Here is a 19289-nt window from a genome sequence, read left to right on the forward strand (position 1 = left end):
CGTGCACGTCAACGTGACCCAGCTCCGCGTCGCGGCGACGTGCCCGAGGCTCCACTGGTTCGACGCGCGCGCCACGGCCGAGCGGCAGGACGGGCGGACGGTCGTGAGCCGCATCTGGCGCAAGGGCGGGGAGGCGCCCGGCTGCGGGGCGCTGTTCCACACCGCGGTGGAGCGCTTCAACGCCGCCGCGGCGAGCTCGGACGAGGTGCTGGCGGCGCTGGAGGCCGCCGGCGACGCCCCGGGCCTCCAGCAGGCGCTGATGCGCTGGTTCAACGCCTCCTGCCTGAACCTCGATGCGCTCGCGGCGCGCCCGGTGCCGCTGCGGCTGGGCTTCATCTCCGCGGTCCAGCTCTACATGGAGGAGCTCGCGCGGCTCGCGGCGCACGCGAGGGCGGCGGGCCTGCCCGCGGCGGAGCTCCGGGCGCAGCTCTTCGGGGACTCGCGCAAGCGGGTCGACGTGACGTTCCACGTGGGGGAGGACGTCCACGTCCACGTCACCGGGGCGATCGACTACGTGTACTTCGATCCGCGGCTCGGGAAGCACCGCATCGTCGACTACAAGCTCACGCCCGCGACCTCCCCGAACAGCGATCTCTTCCAGATCTTCACGTACGCGCTGATGCACCACCACCAGCACGGCACCCGGCCGGACGTGGCGGTGTTCTACCTGCACCCCACGCGCAGCGTCCGCGAGGCGCGCTGGGAGGAGATCGAGGCGAAGCGCGGCAAGGTCTACGAGCTCATCGCCAGCATGGTGGCCTGGTCCGACCACGCGGTGGGCGCGGGCGGGCTCGCGCCGCCGGGCGACCGCGCGTACTGCGGCGGCTGCAAGCACGAGCGCTCCGGGGCGTGCGTCGCGCAGCTCGGCCACAAGGACGTGGGCGCGTGGGACCGGCGCTGGACGGCGCTCGAGGCCACGCGCGGCGGCGGAGCGCCGGAGGGGAGCGAGCGCGCCGCCGCCAGCGCGCCGGCGGCGGACGAGCCGGCGGACGAGCCGATGGTGGAGGACGATCCCGAGCTCGACGAGGCGCTGGCGGTCGTGAAGCCGGCCGTCGAGCGCCCGAAGCAGGCGCCGGCGCGGGGCCGCGGGCGAAAGGCGCCCGCGGAGGCGCCGCCGGGCGGTACCAGCGCCAGGCCGGCGGAGGCGCCGCCAGGCGGTGCCAGGCCGCCGGAGGCGCCGCCAGGCGGTGAGCGCCCGACCCCCGCGGCGCTCGACGCGGGAGCGAGGCCGCCGGAGGCCCGCACCGCGAGCGTCACCGGCATGCTCCTCGGCTTCGACGACGGCGGCTCGCCCGTCCGCGTGGACCCTGCGGTGCTCCGGACGCACGTCTCGGTCGTCGGCGCGGCGGGGAGCGGCAAGACGTGGATGGCCAAGGTCATCGCGGAGGAGGCGCTGCGCGCCGGTGTCCCCGTCGTCGCGATCGACCCCCAGGGCGATCTCGTCCAGATGATGGAAGCGCGCCCGCCGTCCGACGTGCCGGCGGAGCTGCACCGCGCGTGGGAGGAGCTGAGGGAGCGCATGGAGCCGCGCATCCTCACGCCCGGGTCCTCGCACGGCCTGCGGCTCTGCCTCGACCCCCTGCGGCTCCCGAGCGCGGGCGAGCTCTCGCACATCGCGAACCCCGCGCTCCGCGCCGAGGAGGAGGAGGGCTTGCTCGTGGCGGTGGCGGCCAACCTCGTCAGCCTGTGCGCGTGCGGCGGCGAGGAGGAGTCGCAGCGCACGTTCCTCTACCAGGTGCTGCGGCACCTGCCGCGCGCGGCGCCGGTCCGGCTGAGGGACATCGTGGCCGCCGTCACCGCGCCCGAGGACCTCGGCATCGACGACGTCGACAGCCTGATCCGCAAATCCGAGCGCGAGCGGCTCGCGCGAAAGCTCAACACGTTCGTGCAGGGCCCGTCCGCGAGGCTCTTCTCGGGCGGAACGCGCCTCGACTTCACCGAGCTGCTCCGGCCCTCGAAGCCGGGGCGCGTCCCGCTCAACATCGTTTACCTGAACGCGCTCAGCAACGACGATGAGAAACACTTCTTCCTCGCCGCCCTCGCGACGGAGCTGTACCGCTGGATGATCACGACCGTGGACGCGACCTCCGGCGGCGTGAACCTGCTCTTCTACATCGACGAGGCGCGCGACTGGATCCCGGCCGGCGGCAGCAAGCCGCCCGCGAAGCAGCCGCTCATCCGGCTCTTCACCCAGGGCCGGAAGTACGGCGTCGGCTGCTTGCTGTGCACCCAGAGCCCTCGATCGGTGGATTACAACGTGTTCGGCAACACGAGCACGAAGCTCATCGGGCGGCTCGAGGCGGCCCAGGACGTGGAGCGCGTGATCGACTGGTTCACGATCGAGGGCGGGGCCCCTCCGTGGGTCGCCGCGCGCAAGGGGGCGCCGAAGGGGAGCTTCGTCGCGCGCTGGCCCGACATGCCCGCGGAGCTCGCGGGCCGCGCGTTCAAGGGGAGAACGCTGTTCACGCGCCACGCCGGCGCATGGTCGCCCGACCGCGTGGAGCGGGCCGTCACCGAGGCGGGGCTCCGTGGCACGGGCGGGTGAGGCGGCGAGCGCGGGCGGGGTCGACGCCTCCTCACCAGCAAGGCACTCCGCGGGATCGAGGTAGGCACGAAGGTGGTGCATGGATCTGGACAATCCCGTGATTCGACTCTGTGCGGAGGGCACCCGGGCGGAGTTCGAAGGCAGGAAAGAGGATGCCCGGGAGCTCTATCGTCAGGCGTGGGCTGTCTGCAAGGACGACTACGACGCCTGCGTGGCGGCGCATTACGTCGCACGGTTTCAGGACACGCCGGAGGAGGCGATGTCGTGGAATCGAGAGGCGCTCGTTCGCGCAAGGAAGGTCGACGATGAACGTGTCCAGAGCTTCTACCCTTCGTTGTATGTGAACCTCGGCCGCTCCCATGAGCTGCTTGGCAACCGAGAGGAGTCGGAGCACTTCTACCGGCTCGCGGCCGAGCTCGGCCTCGAGCATCAGCCGGACGAGTAGGGGTCGCGACATCCCCAGAAAGCCCGCGACACGAGGTGCTTCCATGAAGAGCGCGCCTGAAAGAAGGAGGCCGTTTCCTCTGATGCTGTTCGTGGCCCTCTGCGGGTGCCAAGGAGTGCCCGCTCGATCGAACGAGATTTCAACCGCGAGCGCGACGGCCCCCGCCAGCGGCACGATCGTACCGGCACAATCGCACGCTGCACCGGTCGCTGGGCAGGCCGCGCCCTCGAAGAACGAGGTGGCCGAGCGACTGGCGGGCATCGGCCCGGGCGAGGAGCGTGAAATCGGCGCAGGCGTCTTCATGACGATGCACAGAGTGCAGGCCACCCAGCCGCTCGGAGATGGCTGGCACCTCGCGCGATCGACGGAAGGCGCCTTCTCCGTGGAGTTGCCGCTCCCGTTCAACGACTTTCGAACGCGCGCCCGGGCCACCGACGACGTGGAGCTGCGCACGCACACGGTCGGCGGAAAGACGCCTGGACGGCTCGCCTTCAGCGCGAGCTGCATGGCGCGGCGAGATGGAAAGCTCGGGCCGGAGGCGCGCGCGCCCGGCCGTGACAGGCTCGAGGTGAAGGGGACGCCGCCGGCGGCACACCAGCGGACGGTGGATTTCGAGGACATGACCTGCTTGCTCATCGTCGAGGCCCAGGGCTCGGATCCGCTGCCGCCCGAGGCCGAGCGGCTGCGTTTCCTCCGGTCGCTCAAGCGGACAGGAAAGCCGGTCTGGTGAGGTTGCCCCCGGGATCGGATCGGTCATCGCCGAACGGATTGCGGCTCTGCCGCGGCGACGTGCGCCTTACGCTCGGCGCCGTCGGCCAGCAGCCGCTTGTTGGGCGGGCTACTGGGCTTCGGGAGTAAGCCACCGGCGCAACAGGGTCGTCAGCTCCCAGACGAATGGCATCCACTTGCCCCGGCGCCCGCGGCGTGCCTTGATCGCGCGCGTGACGACGGGGTTCTTCGAGGCACGTGGCTTTCGTTTCCGGCTCGATCGCGAGGGCGCCGAGGTGAGCGGGGCGCCGACGCGCGCGGTCCAGGCCACCATCGAGCCCGACGAGGCGAGCCTCGACGGTGACGAGCCGCTGGCCGAGCTCCTGGGCCGCCGGCTGTCGGCGCTGCTCGGCGCGCCGGTGAGCGACGAGGAGGGGATCTTCGACCTGGCGGTCGAGCGCGACGGGGCCGTTGTCGCGGCCGTACAGCTCTCGTGCGGCGAGGACGACGAGGACGTGCTCGAGCTGCTCGGCGAGCGGTCGCCCTCGCTCCCGGTGCGCGCGCTTGTCGAGGCGCTTGTCGAGGCGCTGCGGGGCCCGGGGTGACGGCGCGCGCGGCGCGCCAGCACGCCGTGTCGGCCCAGGTGACGCCGATCGAGGACGGGTTCCTCGTTCCGCCCGGACATCCTGGGGCGGGTGAGGTCACGCCGAGCCGCTTCGTCATGCTGCCGGTCCCTGGCGTCGAGCACAGCCCTCAGTTCTTTCGCTACAGCGCCGCGCTCCAGGGCGACCCCCGTACCTCGGAGCTCTTCGTCCTGATCGCCACCCCTGGAGGTGATCCGTCAGCCGCCTCTCGAGCGCTCCCCCACCTCGAGCGCGCATTCCCGTCCGCGACTGTCGCTCTGCTGCTCGATGCTCGTACCGGCTGGGCTCGCGCCAGGGTCGCTGCGCTCAAGGACGGAGGCCGCAAGGAGCTTGCTGCCGGCTGCGTGGCCGCAGTCCTCGCCGGTGCGAGCTGGGACGAGTCCGACCCCATCCTCGTGGAGCTGGACGAGGAGCACTTTGCCGTGAGCCTCGTCCACGAGAGCGAACGATGGCATGCGGTCATTCGAGCTCAAACGGCTCCAGGAGCACGAGCACCAGGATCCGCACCATGCCCCTCGTGACGCGGCTGTTCTCCTGGGCGTCCGCCCTCGGTGTGGTGACCCTGGTCGCGCTCCTCTACGATCGACTCCCTGAGCTACTCCCCGTCACGCGCTGGTCGTCGGCGCCGCGTTCTCTGCTGCTCGCATTGCGCGTCCCTTCCATCAACCTGCTGTCCCTGGTCCTCATCGAGGCCCTGAGCCGGGCGCTTCTCAGGAGCTCGCCCCAGGCCGATGCGCAGGGCGTGGCGACGGCCCTGTTCTTGACGATCGGAATGAAGGCGCTGCTCGAGGGGGCTGAGCTCTTCCTGCTGCCCACGAGATCTCCCTTGATCCCGTGGGCCCTCGTCGCCGCGGTGGTCGGCGGAGTCGGCGTGGCAGTCGCCCGCGGGCGCCGGATCTTCCTCGGTCCCGCGCGGCAAACGATTCATTTCGATCGGGTCGAGAAGCTCGTCGCCGCGTTCGCCATCGCCAGCCTCGTCGCTCTCCAGCTGGCACCGGCGTTCTGATGATCTCCGCCGCCTGGCCGAGCCGGTCCTGGAGGGGCCGGGCTCGAGGACCGCAGCCTGCCGGTCAGACGTCGACGAGGACGTCGAACCCGCCGTAGATCATCCGCTTTGCGTCGAAGGGCGAGTCCTCGTCCATCTTCATGAGCGGGTCCTCCATCACCTTCTTGTTGCCCTCGTCCCGCACCTCCTTCGAGGGCCAGACGATCCACGAGAAGACGACGACCTCGCCTTCCTCCGCCTTCACCGCGCCCTTGAAGTCGGTGATCTTGCCGTCGGGCACGTCGTCGCCCCAGCACTCGACGACGCGAATCGCCCCGTGCTTCTTGAACACCGCTGCGGCCTTCTCGGCCAGATCGCGATAAGCCTGCTTCTTGCCCGCGGGCACGGGCACAACGAAACCGTCGACGTAGCTCATCGTTGTTCTCCTCTCGTTCGGCCCCGTTCCAGACGGACCACCGCCGCGACCCGCGCGGCGGCGTGCCGACCAGCTGGGGGACCGGGGTGATGCCCCACGCGATCGACGAAGGCAACTTCGCTGCAAGGCCGCCTGGCGGCCGCGCGCGAGGGCTCACGGCGCTCGAGCCGGCCGGAAAGCGCGCTCGGCGCGACAGGCCTGCCGGACGCTCACCCAGGGCGAGGCAGCGCGCGCTCGCGGGCGCGCCACGCGGCCGGGGCCACGCCGTGGCGGCGGCGGAAGAGGCGGCTGAACTGGCTGGCGTCGGCATAACCGACCCGCTCGGCGATGATCTCGACGAGCTCGTCCGTGTCGCGCAGGCGACGCCGCGCCTCGGCGAGGCGGCCCTCGAGGATCCACGCCACCACGGAGCGGCCCGTCGACCGCTTCACCGCGGTCGTGACGTAGGCGGGGGATCGGTGCACCGCGCGGGCCACCTCACCGAGGGTCAGCGGCCCCAGACAGCGCGCCTCGATCACGGCGAGCGCCTCGGCCACGATCGAGGGGGCCTCGGGGGGAGCTGCGTCGCGCGGGGCGGCGCGCACGATCTCGGCGAGCAGGAGCCCGAGCAGGCTCTCGGCCACGACGGGCAGCATGCCCGAGGACCGCGACAGCTCGCGCTCGAGCTCCTCGAGCAGGCCGAGCACGTGGGGCTGCCTGCTGGTCGGCAGCTCGACGACCGGGAAAGCCCCGCGCCGGACGCGGTCGAGCGGGGCGAGCAGCTCCTGAAAACGATCCTGAGGGAGGCACGAGCGACAGAAGGCCACGCCGCGCAGATCCACCTTGCTCGCCGTGAGCCACCGGTGGGCATCGCCGGCCGGGATGAGGTGGACCTGGCCAGCCGTGAGCTCCAGCTCGCCGCGGTGCTCCACCCGCATCCGGCCGCCGAGGTGAAAGGCGAGGACCGAATAGGTGTGCACGGCGGCGCGCTGTATCGAGCAGATCTCCGGCGCGCGGCAGGCATGTACATGGATCACGCCGGTCTCGAGGGCGTCGATTGTAAGCTGCGACTCCATGACCACCGTCGCAGGGTAACACGCGTTGATGGGGCAGGCTTCCGGACCGGCCTGGCCAGGCCAGGCCCTCGAGGCTCCCTCGGTCCGGCAGGCGACGCGGTGTCACACAGCGGCGGCACCCAGCGCGCATCGGCGACCTGAACCCCACGAACACGCACACCATGGCAATCGGATCGAGCACGGCTGAGCTCCCTTGACAGCTGGGGACCGATTCGTTTTCTCTGAAAACTTGCGAGGTCACCTGGGGGTCCTCTTCGCGGCGCGCCGCAACCTCGCGCGGACGCCCGAATCACCGTGATCTAGATCAAACATGATGGCTGCGCGCCCCGTTCAGGCGCGCGTCCCTCGACCGGCGCGATCACGACACCGTGTTCGCTCCGGGCGACGCTCCCCTGTCAGACTCATCATCAGGGAGGGTTTATGAATCACATGTTCAATTCCCATCAAGGCGTGTTCATGGCCTGTCTCTTCCTCCTTATCCCGCTGCTGGGGGCCGCGGGTTGCGCGGGGCAGGAGGAGTGGGACACAGGCGAGCTCGTCGCGGTCGCCGCCCAGGCGCACCGGGTCCAGAGCGGCGAGCAGCTCTTCGAGAGAGCGACCTTCGGCGGCAACGGGCGCCGCTGCGTGACCTGCCACAGCGAGGAGACCGGCACGATCTCCCCGGCGGACGTGCAGGCGCGGTACGCGGCCAACCCGAACGATCCCCTCTTCCGCCCGATCGACAGCGACGACGGCGTCGGCGACAGCTACACGCGGCTCCTCAACGAGGCCACGATCCGCTTCGAGTTCCCGCTGCCCCCGAACGTCTGGATCTACGACGACCCCGCGGCCACGAGCGTGACCGTCTTCCGAGGCGTCCCCTCCGTCAAGAACTCGCCCGCGCTCGATCCGCTCATCACGTTCGATGCCCGTGAGCCCGACCTCGAGACGCAGGCCGCGAACGCGATCCTGGCGCACTTCGAGCCGACGGTCACGCCCACGCGGCGGCAGCTCGAGAAGATCGCCGACTACGAGCGGACGCTGTTCAGCTCGCGAGAGCTGCGCCGTTACGCGCACGGCGGGCCTGAGCCCGAGCTGCCTCGCGGCCACACGCGGTCCGAGAAGCGCGGGCGCAAGCACTTTCTCCCGAACGGAGTCTGCGGCCAGTGCCACAGCGGGCCCATGCTGAACACGAGCAGCGAGCAGTTCCCCTTCGGGGCATTCACCAGGATCACCGGCGTGCTGACCGGCTTCTCGGGCGAGGTCCTCGGCACCTCGGAGGTGCGGCCGACGCCGAACCCGATGCGTCGCTACGCCATGGCCTGCCCGTCGGACGGGAGCGGCCTCCTCTGCTCCGATCCGGATCTGTACTTCCCGCTCATCGCCGTCTACCAGCCGAGGCTCGAGAACGGCGTCCTCTCGATGCTGGCCGCCGATCCGGGCTCCGCTCTCGTTCTTGGCACCCTGGACGTCCTGGGGGACGGCAAGACGACCTCCCTCTGGGGCATCAACGAGACGGCGCCCTATTTCCACGACAACTCGGCCCCTACGCTGGAGGATCTCGTCCACCACTACAAGCTGGCCTTCGAGGCCGCGCCGATCCTGGCCGCCCCGATCCTCGGGGGGCGCTCGACCCTGACCGCCCAGGAGGAGGCGGACATGGTCGCCTATCTCAAGCTCCTCTGAGCGGAGGGCCCCTCCGCCGTGCGGGCCGGGGGCCTCCCTCGGCCCCGCGGCCCGCACGGAAAACAGAGCCCGCGTTGAGCGGAAGCCGCACGAGCGGACACTCGTCCAGCTCCGCGGCCTGCGGACGCACCTCTTCCCGCTCGCTTACCGCATCGACCGCTGCGAGCCGGGCGACGTGCAGGTGGTCGGCCATTACATACAGACGCTGCTCGACCTGATGTCGCAGCCCGGCGGAGGCGAGCCACGGGGATCGGTCATCCTCGGGACACACGTGGCCCTCTCCGAGCTGTGGGAAGAGCCGGCCAACCCCGAGGCGCCCATCGATACAACGTGCCTCGACGACCTCGTGCCCGTCGCGTGGGACGAGGACCCGGCCGTGGTCGAGGTGCTCTTCGGCGCGAAGGACATGTGGGAAAACACAGCTTCACCCGCCCACGAGCTGCGCAGAGCGGCGCCGATCGACTGGGCGGCCGTCGCGCGCCTCGCGCGTGAGAGGACGCGCTGGCTCGGGCGGTGAATGACGCAGGGCGGCTCCGTTCAGGGGCAGCGCGGCAATAGAGCAGCACTCGCCCCACGCCGCGTCATCGCGCGTGGCGGCGCGGACGTACAGCGCGACAGCCGCGCCATCACCAAGCTGGACATGCCGAGTCGTCGCCGGCCTTCCGTTCTGGCCGCTGCGAACCGCGGCCACGGCCGGTGGGCGGCGGCCTGCTCGCGGAGCTCGCGCGAGAGGCTGCGGGCGCGCATGGGTGAACATCCATGGGTTCCCTCATGCCTTTGACGAAAAGCGCACTTGGGTGAACATCAAAATGTTCCCGCATGCCTTTGATGAAAAATTAGAGCGTCAATCACCGAAAAAAATGAGAGCCCTCACCGACACATCATTGCACCACATCCTCTCGACATGAGAGGATGTGGTGCGCGGGGAGCAGGGCAGCCACCGAACGTCGCGTGTCGGTCGCAAAAGACGCCCTTGCTGTTTCCGTCTGGGTTCTTTGATCTGGAACATAACACCTGAGGTGAGTGCGATGCATACGTGGAGGAGCGGCATCATCGTCGCCACCGCGTTCGCGGCTGGCTGTGTGGGCTCCGTGGGAGACGCCGAGGTCGACTCGGAGTCGGGCGGGCAAAACCCCACCGGGGGCACGGACGGCACGCCGGACGGCCCAGGTGCGAGCGGCGAGTGCAAGCCCGGAATCGCGCCGACATCGCAGATCCGGCGCCTGACGAACGCGCAGTACGACAGGACGGTCCGCGATCTGCTGGGCGTCACGGCGCTGACGGCCTCCGGCAACGTGGCGCCCTCGACGCTGCTGGCGACGGACCAGGCAGGGAGCCTCACGGATCTGGGCTGGAGCGCCTACAGGGCCGTGGCCGAGATGGTCGCCGCGCAGGTGATGGCGGACCCCGCGCTCAAGAAGAACTTTCTGAAGTGCACGCCCAGCGGTGACGGCGCCGCGTGTTTGCACGACACGATCCTCGAGTTCGGGCGGCGCGCCTTCCGGCGGCCGCTGACGGACGCGGAGGTGGCGAGGTTCGACGCGATCGTGGCCAAGGGGCCGGAGATCACCGAGAGCGGGGCCCCGGAGGAGGTCGCGGAGGCGCTGCTGTTCATGTTCCTGATCTCCCCCACGTTCATCCAGCGCGCGGAGATCACGGAGACGCCCGGCGGCGCCGCGGGGTTCACCCTCTCGAACCATGAGGTCGCGTCGCGCCTCTCTTACATGCTCTGGGGGACGATCCCCGACGAGGCGCTGAACCAGGCCGCCGATCAGGGCCAGCTGTCCACCGCGGAGCAGGTCCTGGCGCAGGCCCAGCGGATGCTCGAGGACCCGAGGGCCCGGCAGATGGTGGCCGCCTTCCATCGATACTACCTGGAGCTGGGGCCGAACACGCGCTGGGACTCGGCGCAGCGGGACACGACCATGTTCCCCATGTTCGATCGCGCGCTCATTCCGATCATGGCGGAAGAGACCGAGCGCTTCTTCGATCATCTGGTCTTCACGCGCGAGGGGACGTTCCAGGAGTTCCTCCTCAGCCCGGTCGCCTTCGTGAACGCGGCGACCGCGCCGCTCTACGGGCTCGATCCCGCCCAGTTCGGGGCGGATCTCGAGGAGGTGTCCCTCGACCCGACGCAGCGGCCGGGGTTCCTGACGCGGGTGGGCTTCCTCAACGCGTACTCGTCGTACAACCGCACCTCGCCGATCCTCCGGGGCGTGTTCATCACCAAGGACGTGCTCGGCATCGACCCGGGCACCCCACCTCCCGGCGCGCTCGAGACGCCGCTGCCAGAAGGGGACGATCTCGACACGAACCGCAAGCGCGTGGACGCGCAGACGGCGGGCGCGACCTGCGCCGCGTGCCACCACAACACCATCAACCCGCCGGGCTTCGTGATGGAGGCGTACGACGCCATGGGGTCGTGGCAGACGCAAGAAGCGTTGACCGGCGCGCTCATCGACACGGTGGCGGACGTGCGCATCGACGGGCAGCCCGTGAGGGTCACGAGCCCGGCCGATCTGATGGCGAAGCTCGCCGTCTCCCCGAACGCGCAGCGCCAGTACGCGCAGAAGTGGGTCTCGTACGCCTACGAGCGCGACGGCCACCCGCTCGACTCGTGCACGGTGCGCGACGTGTCCGCGAAGATCACCGCCGGGGGGTACACGGTCCTCAACCTCGTCACGGACCTCACACAGTCTCCGTCGTTCCGAACCCGAGCCGTAGAACTGGAGTAGGCGAATGAAGCGCAGAGTCTTCCTGAAGGGTGTCGCTGGCGCCGCTCTCGCGGCTCCGTTCCTGAGCTCCGTCCACGAGCGGGAGGTCAAGGCGCAGTCCGCGCCCCAGTCGTCGCCGCCCCGGCGCCTCGTGATCTTCTACACGCACAACGGGTGCCTCACCAACCGCTGGTTCCCGACCATCGAGAGCGGCGCCCTCACGGCCGAGCACATCAAGGGCACCACGCTGGCGGGGCTGACGCCGTTCGTGTCGAAGCTGCTGTTCCCGCGCGGCCTGAAGATGTTCAACTCCTACGCGGAGATCCAGTCCATCGACCCGCACGATCAGGCGATGGGGGGGAAGCTCACCTGCGCGCTCATCAGCGACGACAAGACGCGGTACGCGACGTCCCACTCGCTCGACCACGAGATCGCGAAGCAGATCAACCCCGGCAAGGCGAGCCCGCTCGTGCTCTCGGTCGGCCCGTCGAGCAGCAGCATCAAGGAGGTGCTGTCCTTCTCGGCGCCGAACACCGCCTTCCCGGCCGTCGTCAACCCCAAGACGGTGTACCAGCAGCTCACCGGGCTGTTCGGGGGCGGGCAGGAGACCGAGGCCGACTACCGCGTCAAGCGCGGGCAGAGCGCCATCGATCTCGTCAAGGACGACCTTCAGAGCTACCAGCGGCTCACCATGAGCAAATCCGACCAGCGCCGGATCAGCGACTGGCTCGATCTGCTCCGCAGCACGGAGCAGAACGTCGCGCCCACGGCGTGCAACGAGGCGACCGCGGCCACGGTCGGCGTCACGGCCGCCAAGGTCGACGCTGCGAGCTCGGGCGGCGGCTTCGGCGCGGGCCTGGGCACGTCGTTCACGGCCGGCGGGGACATGATGATGAACCTCATGGCGCTGAGCATGATCTGCGACATGAACCGGTCGATGATCCTCGTCTATCCAGGTTACGTGACCTTCGACTGGGATGGCATCCAGCACGACGCCGACCACCACGGCCTCTCGCACCGGAACGGCTCGTTCGCGGTGGGCGGGACCTGCAAGAACGGCGTGCTCGACATGATCGCGCAGATCGACGCCTGGTACGCGGCCAAGTACGTGCGGCTCGTCACCCTGCTCGACAGCATCGCGGAGGGGGATCGCACGCTGCTCGACAACACCGCCACGATGTGGCTCCCGGAGCTGGCCGACGGCAACGCCCACAACACGAACAACCTGCCGATCGTGATCGCGGGCAGCGCAGGGGGTTACCTCAAGCAGGGCCACGTGGTGAACGTGGACGGCGGGAAGCTCGGCACCGGCAACAGCGAGGCGGACTGCACGGGCGGCGACACCAGCGTCGGCTTCGGCACGGGCTCGAACACCGGCAGCGTCCCCATCAACAAGCTCTACGTGACGCTGATGAACGCCGTCGGGTGCACGGCGCCAGGCGGTGGGCCCGTCACGGAGTTTGGAAAGCTCGACAGCAGGGACGCTCAGGCCGGCATCACCAAGCCGGGCGAGCTCACCGAGCTCAAGGCCTGAAGCGGGGCGCATCTTCGTGCGCTACGGGCTCATCCGCGTCGTTCGGCTCGCTGCGGCGTACTTACGTACGCCTCACTCGCCTGCCTAGCGGCTGAGCCCGTATCCCACGAACCTGCACCCCGCTTCGAGCCGTTCAGGGCTCCCGGCCGGGCGCGAGACCCACCGCTGCGATGAGCTCGCCCAGGCCGGGATCCGTCGCGTTGTCGGCGCTGCGCGCTGACTCGAACGGCCGCTCCCCGCGGATCCACGCGTCGGCGAGCGAGTCCGGCCCGTTCAGGAGCAGGTGCATCGCCGCCGTCAGCTCCAGGGGGCGCATGTCGAGGCGAAAGAGCTCGGAGAGGCTGAGCTGCAGGCCGGCGCTGATGGCGTGGACGCCGCGAATGGGCTCCATGAACGAGCGGCCCCCCACGCCGCGCGCCAGGAACGCGGCGCGCGCCTCGGGGTCCCGCAGCCTGGCCGCGCACTCTCCCGCGTCGAGCGAGTTCATCCCTCGACAGGAGAGCGGTCGAACCTCGTAGATCGAGCACCGCCCCGACCGCAGGAAGGGGCAGGGGTGGTCCGGCGAAAACCGCTCTGCCGAGGGCAGGCTTCTCGTCCTGTCGTGGCACCCGGACACGTGCTGAGCCACGCGCGCGAGCTCCGCGTCGGACAGGGTCGACCTCAGGTGGTCGGCGATCGCGAGCGCCTCCGGCGGAGTGACCCCGACCGATTGATGGCAGCAGTGATCGCAACCCGCCCTGCACGCCACCGCGCCATCGGGCGCGCGCGCCAGCAGCCCCGCAGCGAGCCGCGACGTGGCCGCCATCGCGTCCCGCGCCAGCTCGACCGCGCCATCCACGCTCGGCTCCCCGCGCAGGGCGGAATAAGCCGTGTTCGCCGCGGCCGCCGCGATGTCGTTCTGCCACGCCTCCCGGAACACCGGGCTCCTGAGCGCCACGCGCTCATGCCCGCTCGCGGGGTCGCGAAGGACCGTGAGATGCACGCGGCCCGCGCCGTCCTTGCGAGCGTCTCGCCGGGCCTTCTTTCCTGACGCGGGGCGCGGCTTGCCTTTCCTCTGACTCATGGTGGCCGGTTCCTGGAGGGTGGTTGCCGCCCGAGCGCTCGAAGAAACCGTAGTTTATCACCCCGTCGAACCGTCCGCCAGCCCTCCTACGCGTTAACCAAGCTTCCCGCCGCGTTCTCCCACATCCTAACGTTCACGTTTACGTTTACGTTTACGTTGGTGCCCGACCGTTATGGACGACTCCCTGAGATGCCTCGCTGTTCGAGAATGGTCAGGTCCCGCAGAACGTGTATTGCACGCGCTCGTCCAGCTGCGGGGGCTCGCTCAGATGCGCGCTCTCCGGCTGATCGTCGTACGGTCGCTCGAGCACCCGCACCAGCGTCTCGAACGGCTCGAAGTCGTCACGCAGAACGGCCGCCTGGATGAGCGCCTCGATCCGGTGATTGCGCGGGATGAACGCCGGGTTGACGAGCCGCATCGCGCTCGCGCGCGCCTCGGACGTGGCCTCCTCCCGGGCGAGCCGCCGGCGCCACGACTCGGCCCAGTCGCGGAAGGCGCCGGGCTCCGCGAACAGGGCGGCCACCTGCGCGTCGGCCGCTGGATCGGCCGCTGACGCGCACAGCCGGCGAAAGAAGACCGTGTAATCGACGCCGTTCGACGCGAGCCGCTCCAGCAGATCCGCGGCGAGCGCGAGATCTCCCTCCTCCTCGCGCGCGAGCCCCAGCTTGGCCCGCAGGACGCGCGCGTGGGCCGCGACGAAGAGCGCGGAGAAGCGCTCCACGCGCTCGGTCGCCAGGCGGACGGCCTCCTCCTCGCCCTCGGCCAGGAGCGGCAGGAGCGCCTCGGCGAGCCGCGCCATGTTCCACTGCGCGATGCGCGGCTGGTTCCCGAAGGCGTAACGGCCGCCCCGATCGATCGAGCTGAACTTCTTCGCGGGATCATACTCGTCGAGGAACGCGCACGGCCCGTAATCGATGGTCTCCCCGGAGATCGACGTGTTGTCGGTGTTCATCACGCCGTGCACGAAGCCGACGCCGAGCCAGCGCGCGACCAGGGACGCCTGCGCGTCGACGACGCGCTCGAGCAGCGCCAGCGCGTCGTTGCCGCTGCCCATCGCCTCGGGGTAATGCCGGGAGAGCGCATACGAGGCGAGCGTGGCCAGCGCCTCGCGGTCGTCCCGCGCGGCGAAGAACTGGAACGTGCCCACGCGGATGTGGCTCGCGGCCACGCGCGTGAGCACCGCGCCGGGGAGCACCTCCTCGCGATAGACCGGCTCGCCCGTCGTGACCGCGGCGAGCGCGCGCGTCGTCGGCACGCCGAGCGCCGCCATGGCCTCGCTCACGACGTACTCGCGCAGCACCGGCCCGAGCGCCGCGCGCCCGTCTCCGCCCCGCGAGAACGGCGTCCGCCCCGCGCCCTTGAGCTGGAGATCGCGCCGCTTGCCGTCCCTGCCCACGACCTCGCCGAGCAGGATGGCCCGCCCGTCCCCGAGCTGGCTGACGAAGCTGCCGAACTGGTGCCCCGCGTACGCGAGCGCGATCGGCTCCGCGCCCTCGGCCAGCGCGTTGCCCGCGAGCACCTCCGCCCCCTCCGCCGAGGCGAGCTGCTCCGCGTCGAGCCCGAGCACCTCCGCGAGCGCGCGGTTCACCTTCACGACGCGCGGCGCGCGGACCCGTGCGGGGGAGACGCGCGCGTGGAAGCGGTCGGGAAGGCGGGCGTAGGTGTTGTCGAACGGGAGCTTCATCGGCGAACCTTACGCGCGGAGGTGCCGCCGCTCAAGCCGCCGGAAGAGCCCGCCGCCGGGCCACGCCACGGCGCCGCGGGAGCGAGGGACGCTGAGCCGTTCGCGCGAAGGCGAGCGAACAGGCTCCTCGCCCTGTCGTATTCCCTCGTCAGTTCCCGATGACGCGCAGGCGGAAAGAGTCCGTCTGGGTGAGATCGGCGAGCAGATCGAGGATGGTATAGCCGTCGACAAGCAGGTTGACGCTGAGCCCGTGAACGTCACACTTGTCGCTCCCGTTTGGCTCCCGTCCAGTGGCAAAGGCGACCCACCGCTCGGCATAATGGCGCATGGCGGCCGGATCAGCGGCGAGCTCGTTCATCAGCTCGATGGGTGACGTGATCGTCTTGACGTTGTCGGCGCCAAAGGTGACGTCAGCGGTCCCGTCGATGGCGCCGCCGAGCGGATCGATGGTCTGCACCTTGCCGACGGCGTCGTACCTCTCGAGCACGAAGCCCGGCGGGTTGATGTACGTGCCGTGGCATCCGGCGCACCCCGCCGGGGAGGTCATGGACTCGATGGCCTCACGCTCCGTGGAGAACGGGCCCGGAGGCCACGGCGTCTCGCTCGCGCTGGGCACGGGTGCCAGGTCGATCCCGAGCAGCCTGTTGGCGACGAACGCGCCCCGGAGGATCGGGTTCGTGGCGCCATAACGCGAGTAGGAGCTCAAGAACCCGACGCGGGTCAAGAACCCAGGCCGCTCGTTCGGATCGAGCTCCACCCGCGTCAGATCCGCGCCGTAATCCGCCGCATCGAGCCCATAGAGCGCAGCGGTGTCCTGATTGACGTAACCGACGTTGCTCAGGAAGAGGTCCTTGAACGACCCCCCCTCGAACGCCACCTCCTCGAAGAGGGCATCCATCTCTGCCATCATCGGAGCCACCACGTCCGGGGAGTAGTCGGGGAAGCGGGTCGTGTCGTGCTCGACCGCTCCCCAGCGCGACCCCGGGCGAATGTCCGCATAAGCACGATGGAACCGGGCCACGACCGGCGCCGTCTTTTCGCGGTCCTGGATCATCCGCTGCGCCTGCGTCAGGATCTGCTCCTTGGTGGCGAGCTGACCAGCGTCGGCCGCGGCGTCCAGGATGTCATCTGGAATGGAATCCCAGAGCAGGACCGAGAGCCTCGCCGCCACCTCGTGGCTGGAGAGCTTGATCGCGCTTCCTTCGGGCTCCTGCGCCAGCTCAGGGCGCATGATGAACGAGGGCGAAGCGAGGAAGGCAAAGAGAATGGCCTCGGCGATCTCTTCGGGCGTGCCCTGGGGCTCCACCGCGGTGAGCCGCAGGAAGCTCTGCACCTCTTCTTCGAGCAGAGGACGGCGGAAAGCCTTGCGACCAAAGGTGGTAATCGTCTCTTCCAGGCACCCGGACGCCGCCGGATCGCAGGCGAGGAACCTGGGCTTGTTCGGCCCGCCCATCACCTCGGCGGCGAGGTGCTCGGCGGCCGCGAGATAGCCGTTCCATGCGGGCTCTGTCATGTCCCCGTCGAAGTCGGGGACGAGGAGCGAAGACGGCGGGAGGTTGCCGGCGCTCTCCAGCATCGTCACGCCGAGCAGATCCCGCACCACCGCGTCGTACTGCCGGTTGAGCAGGCGCGGGATCTGGGACGTCGCCGGGATGCCGGGCACGCAGGAATCCCCCCCTCCGACGCCTGATCCCCCCCCGACGCCTGATCCCCCCCCGACGCCGGCGGTGGTGCCGCTGCTGCCGCCGCTCTGATCGTCGCGGTCGGTGCCCTTGCCCAGGATCGTGATCCCGCACCCAGGGGCGACGAGCGAGAGCGCCGCGAAGCAGCAGAGCGAGGATACGGCGCGCCAGAGCCTCATGACAAAGCCTCCCGGCGTACAATCCCCGGGGGGCTTCCCCGCGATCACAATTTCGTCGCGCACGTCGGCCCGGCGCCCGCTTCGATGCGGCCAGCGTGGGGCCTGCTCGGGCGCGCTTCGAGGGAGCGCCGCGTCACGCCGAGCGCCGCGCCCCGCCGCCGCCGCCCGGCGTCGTGGCGTATTCCCTCCTCAGTTTCCGCGGACGCGCAGACGGAACGAATCTGTCTGGGTAAGATCGGCGAGCAGGTCGAGAATGGTGTAACCGTCGGCAGACAGCTTGGCGTCGAGCTCATCGACGTCGCAGATGTCGTTCGGGTTCGGCTGCCGCCCGGTGGCGAAGGTGACCCACCGCTCCGCATAGTGGTGCTTGGCCGCCCGGGCAGCGGCGAGCTCGTTCATCAGCTCGATCGGTGTCTCGATCGTCTCGGCGACGTCCCTGCCGAAGTGGACGTCGGCGGTTCCATCGATGGGACCGCCGAGCGGATCGGTGGTCTGCACCTTGCCGACGGCGTCGTACCTCTCGAGCACGAAGCCCGGCGGATTGATGTAAGGGCCGTGGCACCCGGCGCACATCGCCGGGGAGGTCAGCGCCTCGACGCGCTGGCGTTGCGTGGTGGTTTCGCCCGGAGGGGGCAACGGCTCCACGGCAAGCGGGGGCACCAGGCTGATCCCGAGCAGCCTCGAGATGAACGCGCCCCGGAGGATCGGGCTCGTGGCGGCGTAGGACGAGTAGGAGCTCAAGAACCCGACGCGGGTCAAGAACCCCGGCCGCTCGGTCGGGTCGAGCTCCACCCGCGTCAGCTCCGCGCCGAAATTCGCTGGATCGAGCCCATAGAGCGCCGCGGTGTCCTCGTTGACGAAGGCGACGTTGCTCAGGAAGAGGTCCTCGAAGGACCCCCCTTCGAACGCCACCTCCTCGAAGAGGGCGTCCATCTCCGCCATCATGGGAGCGACCGCGTCCGGGGAAAACTCGGGGTACACGGTCGTGTCGTGATCGTGGACTCCCCAGTGCGAGCCCTGGCGAATCTCCGCATAATCACGATGGAAGGCGACCACGACCGGCGCCGTCTTCTCGCGGATCCGGATCATCCGCCGCGCCTGCGCCAGGATCTGCTCCCTGGTGGCGAGCTGGCCAGCGTCGGCCGCGGCGTTCAGGATGTCATCTGGAACGGAGTCCCAGAGCAGGAACGAGAGCCTCGCCGCCACTTCGTGGCTGGAGAGCTTGACGGCGCTTCCCTCTGGCTCCTCCGCCAGCTCGGGGCGCAGGATGAACGAGGGCGACGCGAGGAAGGTGAAGAGGATGGCCTCGGCGATCTCGTCGGGCGTGCCCTGGGGCTCCACCGCGGTGAGCCGCAGGAAGCTCTGCACCTCTTCTTCGAGCAGAGGACGACGGAAGGCCTTGCGACCGAAGTCGATGATCGTCTCTTCGAGGCACCCGGACGCCGCCGGATCGCAGCTGACGAACCTGGACCTGTTCGGCCCGGCGATCACCTCGGCGGCGATCTGCTCGGCGACCGCGAGATAGGCGTTCCATGCGACATCTGTCATGTCCCCCTCGAAGTCGGGGGCGAGCAGCGTCGACGGCGGGCCGTTGCCGGCGCTCGCCAGCGCCGTCACGCCGAGCAGATCGCGCACCGCCGCGTCGTATTCCCGGTTGAGAAGGCGCGGGATCTGGGACGTCACCGGGACGCCGGGGAAACAGGGATCCCCCCCGCCGCTGCCTGGGCCCTCCCCGACGCTGACCGTGGTGCCGTGGCCAACGCCGCCGCCGTCTCCACCACCACCGCCGGTGTCGTCACCCACGATCGTGATCTCGCACCCGGCGACGAGGAGCGAGAGCACCGAGAAGAAGCCGAGTGAAGGTACGGCTTTCAAAGGTCTCATGACAGAGCCTCCCGCCGTAGCAATCTCCGAGGCTCTCCCCCGGGATCCCAATTTCGTCGCGCGTCG

General features: G+C 69.9%; 15 protein-coding genes. 9 read left to right on the plus strand and 6 right to left on the minus strand.

The features are described from left to right. Nucleotide 1: 1 nt before the first annotated feature. The 5 genes from WMF12_RS28570 to WMF12_RS28590 all read left to right on the plus strand — a co-directional run bounded on the left by WMF12_RS28570 (nucleotide 2) and on the right by WMF12_RS28590 (nucleotide 5348). Nucleotides 2-2545, plus strand: a complete 2544-nt coding sequence (locus WMF12_RS28570) for a helicase HerA-like domain-containing protein (protein ID WP_437850459.1) — start codon at nucleotides 2-4, stop codon at nucleotides 2543-2545. Between the two features lie 97 nt (nucleotides 2546-2642). After that, nucleotides 2643-2990: a hypothetical protein gene (locus WMF12_RS28575; protein ID WP_437850461.1), complete on the plus strand. Its 348-nt coding sequence runs from the start codon at nucleotides 2643-2645 to the stop codon at nucleotides 2988-2990. Nucleotides 2991-3291: 301 nt separating this feature from the next. Continuing rightward, nucleotides 3292-3720 (plus strand): hypothetical protein, encoded by a 429-nt coding sequence (locus WMF12_RS28580; protein WP_437850463.1) that lies wholly within the window; start codon nucleotides 3292-3294, stop codon nucleotides 3718-3720. Between the two features lie 211 nt (nucleotides 3721-3931). Beyond that, complete coding sequence (locus WMF12_RS28585; protein WP_437850465.1) at nucleotides 3932-4303, plus strand: hypothetical protein; 372 nt, start codon at nucleotides 3932-3934, stop codon at nucleotides 4301-4303. Between the two features lie 547 nt (nucleotides 4304-4850). After that, entirely contained in the window at nucleotides 4851-5348 is a 498-nt protein-coding gene (locus tag WMF12_RS28590) for a hypothetical protein (RefSeq protein WP_437850467.1), read from the plus strand. A 64-nt stretch (nucleotides 5349-5412) separates the two neighbouring features. On the opposite strand, the gene WMF12_RS28595 is transcribed toward WMF12_RS28590, so the two are convergent. Beyond that, nucleotides 5413-5763 (minus strand): DUF1428 domain-containing protein, encoded by a 351-nt coding sequence (locus WMF12_RS28595; RefSeq protein WP_437850469.1) that lies wholly within the window; start codon nucleotides 5761-5763, stop codon nucleotides 5413-5415. 209 nt (nucleotides 5764-5972) lie between these two features. Next, the gene (locus tag WMF12_RS28600; protein ID WP_437850471.1) at nucleotides 5973-6818 is read right to left on the minus strand and encodes a helix-turn-helix domain-containing protein; all 846 of its coding nucleotides are present in this window, start codon (nucleotides 6816-6818) and stop codon (nucleotides 5973-5975) included. A 420-nt stretch (nucleotides 6819-7238) separates the two neighbouring features. On the opposite strand from WMF12_RS28600, the gene WMF12_RS28605 reads away from it, so the two are divergent. From WMF12_RS28605 to WMF12_RS28620, 4 genes are all read left to right on the plus strand, one after another. After that, nucleotides 7239-8483: a hypothetical protein gene (locus tag WMF12_RS28605; protein ID WP_437850473.1), complete on the plus strand. Its 1245-nt coding sequence runs from the start codon at nucleotides 7239-7241 to the stop codon at nucleotides 8481-8483. 175 nt (nucleotides 8484-8658) lie between these two features. Beyond that, the gene (locus tag WMF12_RS28610) at nucleotides 8659-9000 is read left to right on the plus strand and encodes a hypothetical protein (protein WP_437850475.1); all 342 of its coding nucleotides are present in this window, start codon (nucleotides 8659-8661) and stop codon (nucleotides 8998-9000) included. Between the two features lie 511 nt (nucleotides 9001-9511). Next, complete coding sequence (locus WMF12_RS28615; protein WP_437850477.1) at nucleotides 9512-11218, plus strand: DUF1592 domain-containing protein; 1707 nt, start codon at nucleotides 9512-9514, stop codon at nucleotides 11216-11218. Nucleotides 11219-11222: 4 nt separating this feature from the next. Further along, a complete protein-coding gene (locus tag WMF12_RS28620; RefSeq protein WP_437850479.1) occupies nucleotides 11223-12731 on the plus strand; it encodes a DUF1552 domain-containing protein in 1509 nt (502 codons plus the stop codon). Nucleotides 12732-12864: 133 nt separating this feature from the next. On the opposite strand, the gene WMF12_RS28625 is transcribed toward WMF12_RS28620, so the two are convergent. The 4 genes from WMF12_RS28625 to WMF12_RS28640 form a co-directional block, all read right to left on the minus strand. Then, nucleotides 12865-13794 carry a YkgJ family cysteine cluster protein gene (locus WMF12_RS28625; RefSeq protein WP_437850481.1) on the minus strand — a complete coding sequence of 310 codons (930 nt, stop codon included), beginning with the start codon at nucleotides 13792-13794 and terminating at the stop codon, nucleotides 12865-12867. Nucleotides 13795-14005: 211 nt separating this feature from the next. Further along, on the minus strand, nucleotides 14006-15478 hold the full coding sequence (locus tag WMF12_RS28630) for a protein adenylyltransferase SelO (RefSeq protein ID WP_437850483.1): 1473 nt from the start codon (nucleotides 15476-15478) through the stop codon (nucleotides 14006-14008). A 148-nt stretch (nucleotides 15479-15626) separates the two neighbouring features. After that, the gene (locus WMF12_RS28635) at nucleotides 15627-17339 is read right to left on the minus strand and encodes a DUF1592 domain-containing protein (protein ID WP_437850485.1); all 1713 of its coding nucleotides are present in this window, start codon (nucleotides 17337-17339) and stop codon (nucleotides 15627-15629) included. A 189-nt stretch (nucleotides 17340-17528) separates the two neighbouring features. Beyond that, nucleotides 17529-19223 (minus strand): DUF1592 domain-containing protein, encoded by a 1695-nt coding sequence (locus WMF12_RS28640; protein ID WP_437850487.1) that lies wholly within the window; start codon nucleotides 19221-19223, stop codon nucleotides 17529-17531. Nucleotides 19224-19289 lie beyond the last annotated feature (66 nt).

This window comes from Sorangium sp. So ce363, from assembly GCF_051520435.1.
Taxonomy (GTDB): domain Bacteria; phylum Myxococcota_A; class Polyangia; order Polyangiales; family Polyangiaceae; genus Sorangium; species Sorangium cellulosum_B.